Source organism: Streptomyces misionensis, from assembly GCF_900104815.1.
Taxonomy (GTDB): domain Bacteria; phylum Actinomycetota; class Actinomycetes; order Streptomycetales; family Streptomycetaceae; genus Streptomyces; species Streptomyces misionensis.
Genome location: NZ_FNTD01000004.1, coordinates 6,275,729 through 6,288,364, shown reverse-complemented (window position 1 = coordinate 6,288,364; position 12,636 = coordinate 6,275,729). Strand labels below are relative to the sequence as shown.

The following is a 12,636-nucleotide window of genomic DNA, read 5'->3' as shown; positions in this document are numbered from 1 at the left end:
GGCGCGGACGGCAAGCGATCTCTACCGTAGGTCGCGGCGGACGAGAGGGTCAACGGACCCGCGCCCCTGTGGAAGGAACGGCGATATGAGCGAAATGGTGACCAACTGGGCACACACCATCACCTACGGCGCGAAGGAGTACCAGCGCCCCCGCACGCTCGACGCGTTGCGCGCCCTGGTGGCCGGCGCCGCGAAGGTGCGGGTGCTGGGCAGCGGGCACTCCTTCAACCGCATCGCCGATCCCGGTCCGAACGGCGTTCTGCTGTCGGCCGCCCAGCTGCCGCCGGTGATCGACGTGGACTCGGCCGCGCGGACCGTCCGGGTGTCGGGCGGGGTCCGCTACGCCGAGCTGGCCCGCGCGGTGCACGCCCGGGGTCTGGCCCTGCCCAACATGGCCTCGCTGCCGCACATCTCGGTGGCCGGTTCGGTGGCGACCGGTACGCACGGCTCGGGGGTGGCCAACCCTCCGCTGGCGTCGGCGGTGCGCGAGGTGGAGCTGGTCGTCGCGGACGGTACGACGGTGACGATCGGCCGGGGCGACGCCCGCTTCGACGGCGCCGTGACCTCGCTGGGCGCGCTGGGCGTCGTCACCGCGCTCACGCTCGACCTCGAACCGGCCTTCGAGGTGGAACAGCGGGTGTTCACCGAACTGCCGTGGGAGGGCCTGGACTTCGAGGCGGTGGCGGGGGCCGCGTACAGCGTGAGCCTGTTCACGGACTGGCGGGAGCCCGGCTTCCGGCAGGTGTGGCTCAAGGCGCGCACCGACCGGACGGCGGGTGCCTTCCCCGAGGCCGCTGCGGCGGTCGAGGCCATGCATCCGGTGCCGGGCATGCCGGCGGAGAACTGCACCGTGCAGTTGGGGGTGCCGGGGCCGTGGCACGAGCGACTGCCGCACTTCCGGGCGGAGTTCACGCCGAGCAGCGGCGAGGAGATTCAGTCGGAGTACCTGCTGCCGCGCTCGGCGGCCGTCGACGCGCTGTCCGCGATCGACCGGATACGGCACACCGTCGCCGGTGTTCTCCAGATCTGCGAAGTGCGTACGGTCGCCGCCGATCCCCAGTGGCTCAGCCCGGCCCATGCGCGCGACTCGGTCGCGCTCCACTTCACCTGGGTGCGGGACGAGGCGGCCGTGCTGCCGGTGGTGCGCCGGCTGGAGGAGGCGCTGGAGCCGTTCGATCCGCGCCCGCACTGGGGAAAGGTATTCGGTATACCGTCGGCGGTGCTTCGCGGACGGTACGCACGACTCGGCGACTTCCGGGCCCTCGTCCGAACCCTCGACCCGACCGGCAAGTTCACCAACGCCTTCGTCGCCGACCTGCTCGACGCCTGACGATCCCTCCCGCCTGACCCACCCGACCTCGTGTGGCACCAGATCGGAGACCGATGTCCGTCCCCCTGCGCACCGCCGTCGACTACGTCGAGGACGTCTCCCCCGGCTCCGGGACGCTGCCGCCCCGCGCCTGGTACGCGTCCTCGGACGCCAAGGCCCTTTCCCTGAACGGGGAATGGCGGTTCCGGCTGTCGCCGGCGGCCGGTGCCGAGGACGACTCCTTCGCGCGGGAGGGGTTCGACGCGCACGGGTGGGCGCGGATCGCGGTGCCGGGCCACTGGGTCCTCCAGGGCCATGGTTCTCCCGTCTACACGAACCACCGCTACCCGTTCCCGGTGGATCCGCCGCGGGTGCCGGCCGAGAATCCGACCGGCGACCATCTGCGGGTCTTCGATCTGCCGCCCGACTGGCCGGACCGCTTCGACGGCGAGGCGGTGCTGCGGTTCGAGGGGGTGGAGTCCTGCGCCCGGGTGTGGCTGAACGGGACGGAACTCGGCACGTTCAAGGGGTCGCGGCTGCCGCACGAGTTCGCGGTCGGCCGCCTGCTGAGGACGGCCGGCAACGTGCTGGCGGTGCGTGTCCACCAGTGGTCGGCGGGCTCCTATCTGGAGGACCAGGACCAGTGGTGGCTGCCGGGCATCTTCCGGGACGTCACCTTGGCGCACCGCCCGGCCGACGGTGTACGGGATTTCTTCGTGCACGCCGGCTACGACCACCGCGCGGGCACCGGCACCCTGCGCGTCGACTCGGTGGTGCCCGGCCGGGTCACCGTCCCGGGGCTCGGCATCGACGTCCCGACCGGGGAGCCGGTGACGGTGCCGGTGCAGCCGTGGTCGGCGGAGGTGCCGCGGCTCTACGACGGTGTGCTGGCCACCCGGGGCGAGCGAGTGCCGCTGCGGATCGGCTTCCGCACGGTGGAGGTGTCGGACGGCCTGCTCAGGGTCAACGGCAGGCCCGTCCTCTTCAAGGGGGTCAACCGGCACGAGTGGCACCCGGAGCGGGGCCGCGCGCTGGACCTCGCGACCATGCGCGAGGACGTGCTGCTGATGAAGCGGCACAACGTCAACGCCGTCCGCACCTCCCACTACCCGCCGCACCCCGCCTTCCTCGACCTGTGCGACGAGTACGGCCTGTGGGTGATCGACGAGTGCGATCTGGAGACCCACGGCTTCACCGAAGCGGGCTGGCGGGACAACCCGGTGGACGACGACCGCTGGACCCCCGCCCTGCTGGACCGGGCGGCCCGCATGGTCGAGCGGGACAAGAACCATCCGTCGATCGTCCTGTGGTCCCTCGGCAACGAGGCGGGCACGGGCCGTGGCCTGACCGCGATGGCCGAGTGGATCCACGGCCGCGACCCGTCCCGCCCGGTCCACTACGAGGGCGACCCCGACTGCCGTGACACGGACGTGTACTCCCGGATGTACGCCGGCCACGCCGAGGTGGAGCGCATCGGGCGCGGCCTGGACGGCGGACCGCTCGGCCGGCGCCGACTGCCGTTCCTGCTGTGCGAGTACGCCCACGCGATGGGCAACGGGCCCGGCGGACTCGCCGAGTACCAGCGGCTGTTCGAGTCGTACGAGCGGTTGCAGGGCGGGTTCGTCTGGGAGTGGATCGATCACGGCATCACGCACCCGGAGCTGGGCCACGCCTACGGCGGTGACTTCGGGGAGGAACTGCACGACGGCAACTTCGTCTGCGACGGCCTGCTCTTCCCGGACCGGCGGCCCTCCCCGGGGCTGGTCGAGTACCGGAAGGTGATCGAGCCGGTCGGCATCGCGGGCGACGGCAGGGACGGCACGGTCCGGGTGACCAACAAGTACGACGTGGCCGATCTGTCGGCGCTCGCGTTCTCGTGGTCGTACCAGGTCGACGGGGAGACGGTGGCGTCCGGCCCCCTGCCGGTGCCCCCGCTCGCGCCCGGCGGGTCGGCGGACGTCGAGCTGCCCGTGCCGCCGCGTGACGCGCCGGCCGGGGAGGCGCACTGGCTGGTCCGGGCGGCGCTCGCGGCGGACGCGCCGTGGGCGGACCGGGGCCATGTCGTCGCCTGGGGCCAGTTCCCGGCGTCGGAACGCACGGCCCCCCACGTCCGGGCGACCGCCCGGCCGCGCACCGGGGACGGCGTGCTCACCCTCGGCCCCGGGACGTTCGACGCGCGGAGCGGCGCCCTGGTGGCGGTCGGCGATGTGGCCGTCGACGGTCTGCGGCTGGACGTGTGGCGGGCGCCCACCGACAACGACGAGGGCGCCGCCTGGCAGAGCGAGCCGCGCTGCGGCCCGCTGTGGCGCGGGATCGGGCTGCACCGGATGCGGCACCGGCTGGACGCGGTGGAGATCGGCGAGGGCGCGCTGACGGTCCGTACCAGGGTGGCGCCGGCCGGGCGGGAGCTGGGACTGTCGACGGTGTACCGCTGGACGTCCGACGGAGACCGGCTGCGGCTGACCGTGGGCGTTGTACCGGAGGGCGACTGGACGGTGCCGCTCCCCCGGCTCGGCATCCGCTTCGGATTGCACACGGCCGACCGTGTGCGGTGGTTCGGCGGCGGACCGGGCGAGGCGTATCCGGACACCAGGACGGCGGCCGTCGTCGGCCGTTGGCAGTCGACTGTGGACGGTATGCAGACGCCCTACGTCCGCCCCCAGGAGAACGGCGCCCGCATCGACGTCCGCTGGGCCGAGCTGGGCGGTCTGCGCATCGAGGGCGACCCCCTCTTCTTCCTCACCGCCCGCCGCTGGACCACCGAGCAGCTGGACGCCGCCGCCCACCGCACCGACCTGGTGCCCGGTGACTCCGTCTGGGTCAACCTCGACCACGCCCACCACGGCATCGGCTCCCAGTCCTGCGGCCCCGGCCCCCTGCCCCGCTACCACCTGCGCCCGGAACCGGCCGGGTTCTCCTTCGTCTTCTCCCCGCTGCCCTCCTGATCCGCCGGCGCCTAATTCGGAGGCTCCGGCGCGGCGCGGGACGTACCGTCTGCCGGGTATGACGATCAACGCCCGCCGGCCGGGCGTGCGTTGCCACCGGGAGAGGACGAGCGATGACCGAGACGGGGCGCCAGGACGGCCGCGACCACTACGACGTGACGGGCGGCGGGCCCGTGCTGCTGGTGCTGCCGGGCGGGGCCGGGCACCCGATGGGGCTCGGGCCGCTGGTCGAGCGGCTGGCGACGCGGTTCACCGTGGTGACGTACGACCCGCTGGGACTCGCGCACGGCCGGCTCGGTCTGCCGGTGGCCGAGCAGCGGGTGGCGGACTGGAGCGAGGGGGCGCACCGGGTGCTGGAGGCGGTGCTGCCCGAGGGTGAACCGGCGTATGTGTTCGGCACCAGCTCGGGCGGTATCGCGGTGCTCGACCTGCTCGTGCGGCATCCGGGGCGGCTGGCGCACGTGGTGGCGCACGAGCCGCCCTGTGTCACCGTGCTGCCGGACGGTGCCGAGCTGCGCGCCGAACTCATCGGCCGACTGGACGGCTCCGGTCGGCCCCCGGCCGAGGGCGAATCGGCGACGCCGATGGGGGTGTTCCTCGCCCGGGTGCTGCACCCGTTCGTCCGGTACGCACCCGCCGCGGTACCGGCGGGCGTTCCGCTCACGCTCGCCGCGGGCGCGGACTCCCGCGGCCACGTGCTGCACCGCACGGCGGAGTTCCTGGCCGAGCGGCTGGGCGGGGCGTTCACGGAGTTTCCCGGCGGACACCTGGGCACGCTGGAACACCCGGTGGAGTTCGCCGACAGGCTGGCCGAGTCGCTGCTTTCCGGCGCGCGGAGCCCGTCGTAGGCCGGTGCCTGCCGTCCGGGAGCGGCCGGCAGGGCGCCGCCGTCACGAGGCCAGCGACGGGTGCCGTGCGACGGCCAGGACCGGCTGATCCCCAACGGCTCGCTCCGCCCCGCTGATCTCGGCCCAGACGGCGTCGAGGGAGAGGCCGAGGGTGTCGGCGATCGCCGCGATGGTCGGGAAGGCGGGGGTGGCCACACGGCCGGACTCGATCTTCCGCAGGGTTTCCGGCGAGATGTGCGAGGCGAGCGCCACGTCCAGCATCGAGCGGCGGCCACGGGCCCGGCGGAGCAGGGCCCCGAGGCGCTGTCCGCGTTCGATCTCGGCGGGGGTGAGCGGCAACCTGACCATGGGGCAATTCTAATACCGGTACAGTTAGACCGGTATAGTTATTGGACACACATGAGAGGTCCCCATGATCGAGATCCTGAACTCCGCGCGGCTCGACCGGGCGAGGGACACCGGCGCCCTGGTCGGAGACATCCTGCACACGCTGAGGCAGCGCAGCGCGGTCGGGACGAACCTGCTGGACATCGACCGGTGGGCCAAGGAAATGATCGTCGAGGCGGGTGCGGAGTCCTGCTACGTCGACTACGCGCCTTCCTTCGGGCGCGGCCCGTTCGGGCACTACATCTGCACGGCCGTCAACGACGGGGTGCTCCACGGGCTGCCGCACGACTACACGCTGGCGGACGGGGACCTGCTGACCCTCGACCTCGCCGTGGCCAGGGGCGGGGTGGCCGCGGACGCGGCGATCAGCTTCCTGGTGGGCGACGCCAGGCCGGCGGAGAGCGTCGCGCTGATCGAGACGACCGAACGCGCGCTCGCCGCCGGCATCGCCGCCGCCCGGCCCGGGGCGCGCATCGGCGACCTCTCCCACGCCATCGGCACGGTCCTCGGCAAGGCGGGCTACCCGGTCAACACCGAGTTCGGGGGCCACGGCATCGGCTCGACGATGCACCAGGACCCGCACGTCCCGAACACCGGGCGGCCCGGCCGCGGTTACCAGCTGCGCCCCGGACTGCTGCTCGCCCTGGAGCCCTGGGTCATGGCCGACACCGCCACACTGGTCACCGACGCGGACGGCTGGACGCTGCGCAGCGCGACGGGCTGCCGCACCGCGCACAGCGAGCACACCATCGCGATCACCGAGGACGGAGCCGAGATCCTCACCCTGCCCACGCACGCGCGAGCGTGAGCACCCGCACCGGTGCCTCCCCGGCGGACCCGGCCGGGCCGCGCCGGCGGTACGTCGTGTGGGCTAGCGTCGTGGCATGACCGGCAACGTCTGCTCCCCCAGCCTCGCCGCCGCCCTCGCCGCCGGCACGGTCGTACTCGACGGCGGACTGTCCAACCAGCTGGAGTCCGCCGGGCACGACCTGAGCGACGCGCTGTGGTCGGCGCGGCTGCTCGCCGAGCGGCCGGACGCGATCACCGAGGCCCATCTCGCCTACTTCCTCGCGGGCGCGAGCGTGGCGATCACCGCGAGCTACCAGGCCACCTTCGAGGGCTTCGCGCGGCGCGGCACAGGGCGCGCGGAGGCGGCCCGGCTGCTCGCGCTGAGCGTGCGGCTGGCCCGGGAGGCGGCCGGGCGGGCCCGGGAGGCGGGTGTGCGGCGGCCGTTGTGGGTGGCGGCCTCGGCGGGGCCGTACGGGGCGATGCTCGCGGACGGCTCCGAGTACCGGGGCCGCTACGGGCTCGGCGTGGCCGAGCTGGAGCGGTTCCACCGGCCCCGGCTGGAGGTGCTGGCCGCCGCCGGGCCGGACGTGCTGGCGCTGGAGACGGTGCCGGACACCGACGAGGCCGTCGCGCTGCTGCGTGCGGTGCGCGGGCTCGGGGTGCCCGCCTGGCTCTCGTACACGGTCGACGGTCCGCGCACCCGCGCCGGGCAGCCCCTGGAGGAGGCCTTCGCCCTGGCGGCGGAAGCGGACGAGGTGATCGCGGTCGGTGTGAACTGCTGCGCGCCCCGGGACGTGGGACCCGCCGTGGAGATCGCGGCGCGGGTCACCGGGAAGCCGGTGGTGGCCTACCCCAACAGCGGGGAGTCCTGGGACGCGGGGGCCCGGGCCTGGGACGGGCGCACCACGTTCGGCGCCGAGCGGGTCACGGCGTGGCGGGCCGAGGGGGCGCGGCTGATCGGCGGGTGCTGCCGGGTGGGCCCGGAGTCCATCGCCTCGATCGCACGGGCGCTGGAGGCGGGGACGGCCTGACGCGCCGCGGGCCGCGTCGGGTGCGTCCACCGCGCCCCGACATCCGCCGGCCCCCAGGTCGGGCACGCGCCCCCGACCGGGGTCTCCGCCCCCGGATCAGCGGCGCAGGGCACCGACCGAGCGGCGCAGACGGCGCATGGCGGAGGCCAGTTCGGCGCCGGGGGCGCGGGGGACGGCGGCCGGGCGGGGCGGCGGGGTGACGGGGACGGCCGACCACAGGGCGACTTCCGCGTCCCGGGGACCGTACGCGGTATGCGCGACGCCGTCGCCGAAGATCCGCACCGGATGCGAGGCGTCCCACGCCTCCCAGCCGGGGTCCCCGCTCGTCGCGAACCGCACCCACGCCGTGTGCATCTCGTCGCACAGCTCGTGCGGCGCGCCGTGCCCGGCGAGCTTCTGCGACTCGGGGATGTCGCCGGAGTCGAACACGAAGCCAAGCTCCAGGGCGTGGCAGGCGCGGAGTCCGGGGCGCAGGGAGGGCCAGGCGAACTCGTAGAGATGGCTCCTGCCGGGGCGGGCGTCGGCGAGACGGTGCAGCGGGACGCGCAGCAGGTGGTCGGTGACCATCTGGCCGACGATCTCGGCGGCGCCCGCGTCGGGGTGCAGGGCCCGGTAGCCGCGCGGGACCTCGTGGCCGGAGTGGCAGCGGGCCATGGCTCCGGCCAGGGCGACGGCGCCGAGCCGGTCGACGTGCTCCACCAGTCCCCCGGGCACCAGCCACAGCCGGTACTCGTCCCGGGTCCAGCCCATCAGCAGGTCCACGTCCCGGGCGGCGTCGTGCTCGGCCAGGGCCTTCAGCGGGTCGCGGGGCACGAGGTCGCCGTCCACGACGACGCCGAACGCCGGCCCGCCCAGCACCGGGCTGGAGAGCCGGCCGACCTCGGCCTGGGTCCGCAGCAGCAGTTCGCGGTCGACGGCGGCGAAGGCCTCGGCGGTGGCGGGGACCTTCAGCCGGGCGGCCATCCGGCGCACCATCCGCCGTACCTTTTCGCGGTCGGAGATCTCGGGCGCGCCGCTCTGCAGCACCGCGCGCCGGACCAGGCCGTCCGTGTGGGGCGAGGCGAGCAGGACGCCGGCGCTGATGGCGCCCGCCGACTGGCCGCACAGGGTGACGCGGCCGGGGTCGCCGCCGAAGGCGCCGATCGCCTCGTGCACCCAGCGCAGCGCGGCGAGCTGGTCGCGCAGCCCGGGGTTGGGCGGCGCGTCCGGGAACAGTCCGTAGCCCTCGACGCCCAGCCGGTAGTTGACCGAGACGAAGACGACGCCGTCACGCGCGAAGGTGCGGCCGTCGTAGACCGGCACGGCGGAGGAACCCCTGGTCAGCGCGCCGCCGTGCAGCCACACCAGGACGGGCAGCCGGGCGCCGGGGGCCGGGTCGGGCGTCCATATGTTGAGGTTGAGGCAGTCGTCGCCGGGGATGGCGGGGTCGGACAGGTACTCGGCGAACGCCTCAGAGTACGGCGGTTTCGGCGCGGTCGGTCCGAACACGCCCGCGTCGCGCACCCCGTCCCAGGGCTCGGGCGGCTCGGGCGGCCGGAAGCGCCGGGGGCCGAAGGGCGGGGCGGCGTACGGGATGCCCCGGAATACCGCGACTCCCCCTTCGTACCGGCCGCGGACCGCACCGTGGGGCGTTCTGGCCACCGGGCCCGTCGGGTCTGCCGTCATCGCCCACCAGCCCTTCGCCGACGAGTCTTGCCCTGTTCACATCAGAGCAACACGGCGACCGGATGTATTCCGGTGCACAGACCACGCGGTAGGCCGTCCGGTGTACCCGGACGGCCGGACACGACGAGGCCGGGCCGCCTCCCTGGAGGGGAGGTGCCCGGCCGCCGTCGCCCCCGAGCACGCGGCCGTACGACCGCGTGGGCGCGTGGGTCCCGTCCGGTCTCCGGTCAGTCCTCCTCGTCCGACGGTCGGGGGTTGCCGAAGAGGGCCTCGATGGCGTCCACGGCGCTGCCGTCGTGGTCGCTGCCGGCGTCTCCCCGGCCGGTCTGCACGTTGGCCGTGCGGTCGACCTCCAGCCAGGAGTCGGCGTGCGAGTTGTCGACCACCGTGACCAGGCTGTCGTCCGCGACCGCCGGGACGGCGCCGCCGCCGAGGAAGGCGACGGCGAGCGCCACCGCCGCTCGGGCGCGGGCCACCCGGGCGCCGGTCACACGCCCACGCTCTGGGGAACCAGCCGGTCGCGGGCGATGTTGCGCTCCAGCAGGGTGGTGGACGCCTGCACCCCGATACCGCTCGCGGGATCCACCTCGGGCAGCCGGCCGTCGGCGGCCTTCAGCCCGGTGAGCGCGGAGTCCATCGCCTCGTGCGCGGCGAACAGACACGGGGTGCTGTAGATGGCGACGTCCACGCCGAGGTCGGAGAGTTCCCCGAGGGAGAGGCGGGGGGACTTTCCGCCGGCGATCTGGTTGAACAGCAGCGGCTTGTCGCCGACGACCTTCCGGATCCGCTTGATCCACTCCACGCTGCGCACGCCGTCGACCAGGACCACGTCCGCGTCGGTCGCGGCGAGCCGCTCGGCGCGGTGCAGGATGTCGTGCTCGTCGGTGGCGTCGGTCCGGGCGACGACCACCAGGTCCTTGCGGGTCGCCAGCACCTGGTCGAGCTTCTCCAGGTACTCCTCCAGGGGCAGCACCTGCTTGCCGTCGGCGTGGCCGCAGCGGCGGGGCCGCTTCTGGTCCTCCAGGATGACGCCCGAGGCGCCGATGCGCTCCAGGCCCTCGACCACGTGGCAGGCGACCTCGGGGTCGACGTAGCCGTCGTCGATGTCCACCAGGAGGTGGTGGTGCGGGAACGCGCCCCGCAGCCGCTGGACGAAGGCCACCATGTCGGGCCAGGCGATGAAGCCGATGTCCGGCAGTCCGTAGTACGAGGCCGCGAAACCGAATCCGGAGACGAACATCCCGTCGTAGTGCTTGGCCGCGATCGATGCCGAGTACATGTCGTAGACGCCGATCAGCGGTGTGGTCCCGGGCCCGGCGATGCGATCGCGCAGCTTCTTCCCGTAAGTCAAGGTCCGGCTCCTCCTGTGGGTGGGTGGCACGACGGCGGGAGCCGCCGCACCCAAGCGCCCTTTGCCAAGCCAAGAGCATCACCAGGTACACACATTGGTGAGTGATTACGCAAGCTTTACTCACTCGGGTGGAGCAAACCGTTCACCGCAGAAACGTCACTTGAGGGCCGCGGGCTGTAAATCGGTCCGGCGGCTTCACGCTGGCCCGGCCGGTACGCGGGGTGCCGGGTGAACCGGGCGCCGAGCAGGGTGCCGTGGTACGGCCATCCGTACTCCGTGCGGGCCGCCGCGTGCACCCCGGCGAAGCCGCCGCCCGCGTCCGGGTGGCGGGCGAGCCGGGCACGGCCGGCCGGGGTCGGCACGTCCCCGCTGGTGGACAGGGGGACGACGGCCGCGTAGCCGTCCAGCAACTCCCCAGGGGGGCGGGGTCCTCGGTGTGCTCGACGGCCTTGAACGGCACGGCGGTTGACCGTAGCCTCCCACGGGGTGAACGCCATTCCCGCGTATCTGGACCACCTCGTCCTCGCCACCCCCGATCTGGCCGCGACCGTCGCCGAGTTCGCGCGGCGCACCGGGGTGACGCCCGCCCCCGGCGGCGCGCACCTCGGCCATGGCACCCGCAACCATCTGGTGGGGCTGGGCGGCCGGGCCTATCTGGAGATCGTCGGCCCGGACCCGGAGCAGCCGGAGCCCGCCGGGGCCCGGCCGTTCGAGGTCGACCGGCTGCCCGGGCCGCGCGTGCTGACCTGGGCGATCAGTCCGCCGGACCTGGACGAGGCGATCGCAGCGGCCCGGGCGCGGGGCTACGACCCCGGCCCCGCGCACCCGATGAGCCGCCGCACCCCGGACGGCACGGTGCTGCGCTGGCGGCTGACCGGCGGCGACGCGCACCCCTCCGGGCTGGTGCCGTTCCTGATCGACTGGGGCGACTCGCGCCACCCCACCGCCTCGGGCCTGCCGGTCACTCCCCTGCTGGAGGTGTCCGCGACGGCTCCGGGACCGCGGGAGGTGGCCGGACCGCTGGCGGCCCTGGGCACCGGTCTCGCCCTGGCCGAGGGACCGGTCTCGCTGACCTTCACCGTGGACACGCCCAGGGGGCCGGTCACCTTCGGCTGAACCCTCGGCCCGGGCCGTCCGAATGCCCGGCCCGGGGCGGCTCCAGGTGGCCGCGCCGGGTGTCCGATTCCTTCAAGACCCGGCGCGCGGCCGCCGCCTACGGTGGCCGCATGACCCCACGTTTCGCGCTGATCGGCGTGGTGGCCTCCGACATGGCCGCCTCGCTCGCCTTCTACCGCCGCCTCGGACTGGTGTTCCCGGAGGGCGCCGAGACCCTGCCGCACGCCGAGGCCGAGCTGCCCGGCGGGCTGACCCTCGCCCTGGACACCGAGGAGACCGTCCGTTCCTTCCACCCCGCCTGGCGCCCGCCGGCCGCCGGTGGCCGCCTCTCCCTCGCCTTCCGGTGCGGCTCGCCGGGAGAGGTCGACGCGCTGTACGAGGACCTGGTGGGCGCCGGGTACCACGGGGAGCTGAAGCCGTGGGACGCCGTCTGGGGCCAGCGGTACGCCACCGTGCTCGACCCCGACGGCAACGGCGTCGACCTGTTCGCCCCGCTACCGGCCGCCGAGTAGCCGCCCGAGCGGCATGCCCGCCAGCTCCCGTACGTCCCGCGCGAGATGGGACTGGTCCGCGTATCCGGCGCGGGCCGCCGTCTCGGCGTACGGCACGCCCGCGCGGGCCAGTTCCAGGGCCCGTCGCAGGCGCAGGATGCGGGCCAGGGTCTTGGGACCGTAGCCGAAGGCGGCGAGGCAGCGGCGGTGCAGGGTGCGGGCGCCGAGGCCGAGTTCGGCGGCGGTGGCGGCGACCGGGCGGCCCTCGTCGAGGCGTCGTACCAGCCGGTGCACCCATGGATCGGGGGGCGGCGCCACCGCGGCCCGGTCCAGGGCGATGTCCTCCAGGGCGGTCGCCGGGTCGGCCGCCGCCGCCATCCGGTCGTGCAACCGCCGGACCCGGGCGGCCGGCCACAGATCGGCCAACTCCACTCGCCGGTCGAGGAGCTCGCGCGCCGGGACGCCCAGCAGGGCGGGCGCGGTGCCGGGCTGGAAACGGACGCCCACCCAGCGGCGCGGGCCCTCGGCGTCGGTGATGCAGGGGCGGGTGTCGGGGCCGGCGACCAGCAGCCGCTCCCCGTTCCAGAGCAGGTCCATACAGCCGTCGGGCAGCACGGGTGCGGCGGCGGCCGGTGTGTTCGTCCACACCACCGCGCCGGTCAGCCGGGACGTCCGCTCCGTGTACACGGCCGCCAGGGTACGAC

At 74.4% G+C, this 12,636-nt stretch carries 12 protein-coding genes and 1 pseudogene; 7 read left to right on the top strand and 6 right to left on the bottom strand.

Annotated features, from left to right (window positions below; all coding sequences use genetic code 11):
- The first annotated feature begins 85 nt into the window (after positions 1-85).
- The 3 genes from BLW85_RS30110 (at position 86) to BLW85_RS30100 (ending at position 5,102) form a co-directional block, all read left to right on the top strand.
- Positions 86-1,330 carry an FAD-binding protein gene (locus tag BLW85_RS30110; protein WP_074993997.1) on the top strand — a complete coding sequence of 415 codons (1,245 nt, stop codon included), beginning with the start codon at positions 86-88 and terminating at the stop codon, positions 1,328-1,330.
- Positions 1,331-1,383: 53 nt separating this feature from the next.
- Positions 1,384-4,254, top strand: a complete 2,871-nt coding sequence (locus tag BLW85_RS30105; RefSeq protein ID WP_074993994.1) for a glycoside hydrolase family 2 TIM barrel-domain containing protein — start codon at positions 1,384-1,386, stop codon at positions 4,252-4,254.
- 113 nt (positions 4,255-4,367) lie between these two features.
- Positions 4,368-5,102, top strand: coding sequence for an alpha/beta fold hydrolase (locus BLW85_RS30100; RefSeq protein ID WP_074993992.1), 735 nt, complete (start codon positions 4,368-4,370; stop codon positions 5,100-5,102).
- Positions 5,103-5,144: 42 nt separating this feature from the next.
- On the opposite strand, the gene BLW85_RS30095 is transcribed toward BLW85_RS30100, so the two are convergent.
- Positions 5,145-5,450: a helix-turn-helix domain-containing protein gene (locus BLW85_RS30095; RefSeq protein ID WP_070025571.1), complete on the bottom strand. Its 306-nt coding sequence runs from the start codon at positions 5,448-5,450 to the stop codon at positions 5,145-5,147.
- A gap of 64 nt (positions 5,451-5,514) precedes the next feature.
- Here BLW85_RS30095 and map point away from each other — a divergent pair, with 64 nt between their 5' ends.
- Together map and mmuM are read left to right on the top strand one after the other, a co-directional pair.
- Positions 5,515-6,297 (top strand): type I methionyl aminopeptidase, encoded by a 783-nt coding sequence (map, locus tag BLW85_RS30090; protein WP_070025570.1) that lies wholly within the window; start codon positions 5,515-5,517, stop codon positions 6,295-6,297.
- A 76-nt stretch (positions 6,298-6,373) separates the two neighbouring features.
- Positions 6,374-7,309 carry a homocysteine S-methyltransferase gene (gene mmuM / locus BLW85_RS30085; protein WP_070025569.1) on the top strand — a complete coding sequence of 312 codons (936 nt, stop codon included), beginning with the start codon at positions 6,374-6,376 and terminating at the stop codon, positions 7,307-7,309.
- A 96-nt stretch (positions 7,310-7,405) separates the two neighbouring features.
- Here the strand turns inward: mmuM and BLW85_RS30080 are convergent, their stop codons facing one another.
- The 4 genes and pseudogenes from BLW85_RS30080 to BLW85_RS30065 all read right to left on the bottom strand — a co-directional run.
- On the bottom strand, positions 7,406-8,974 hold the full coding sequence (locus BLW85_RS30080) for a carboxylesterase/lipase family protein (RefSeq protein WP_208624917.1): 1,569 nt from the start codon (positions 8,972-8,974) through the stop codon (positions 7,406-7,408).
- A 227-nt stretch (positions 8,975-9,201) separates the two neighbouring features.
- Positions 9,202-9,465 (bottom strand): hypothetical protein, encoded by a 264-nt coding sequence (locus tag BLW85_RS30075; protein ID WP_177329963.1) that lies wholly within the window; start codon positions 9,463-9,465, stop codon positions 9,202-9,204.
- Complete coding sequence (locus tag BLW85_RS30070) at positions 9,462-10,325, bottom strand: isocitrate lyase/PEP mutase family protein (protein ID WP_070025567.1); 864 nt, start codon at positions 10,323-10,325, stop codon at positions 9,462-9,464. The genes BLW85_RS30075 and BLW85_RS30070 overlap by 4 nt, the downstream gene beginning before the upstream one ends.
- Positions 10,326-10,525: 200 nt before the next feature.
- Positions 10,526-10,770, bottom strand: a pseudogene (locus BLW85_RS30065) (ThuA domain-containing protein); the annotation flags it as partial.
- A gap of 41 nt (positions 10,771-10,811) precedes the next feature.
- Between BLW85_RS30065 and BLW85_RS30060 the strand changes: the two are divergent.
- Entirely contained in the window at positions 10,812-11,441 is a 630-nt protein-coding gene (locus tag BLW85_RS30060) for a VOC family protein (protein ID WP_070025566.1), read from the top strand.
- A 110-nt stretch (positions 11,442-11,551) separates the two neighbouring features.
- Positions 11,552-11,953, top strand: a complete 402-nt coding sequence (locus tag BLW85_RS30055) for a VOC family protein (protein WP_074996256.1) — start codon at positions 11,552-11,554, stop codon at positions 11,951-11,953.
- Here BLW85_RS30055 and BLW85_RS30050 read toward each other — a convergent pair.
- On the bottom strand, positions 11,936-12,619 hold the full coding sequence (locus tag BLW85_RS30050) for an AraC family transcriptional regulator (protein ID WP_074993988.1): 684 nt from the start codon (positions 12,617-12,619) through the stop codon (positions 11,936-11,938). The two genes, BLW85_RS30055 and BLW85_RS30050, sit on opposite strands and share 18 nt — an antisense overlap.
- Between the last annotated feature and the right edge of the window lie 17 nt (positions 12,620-12,636).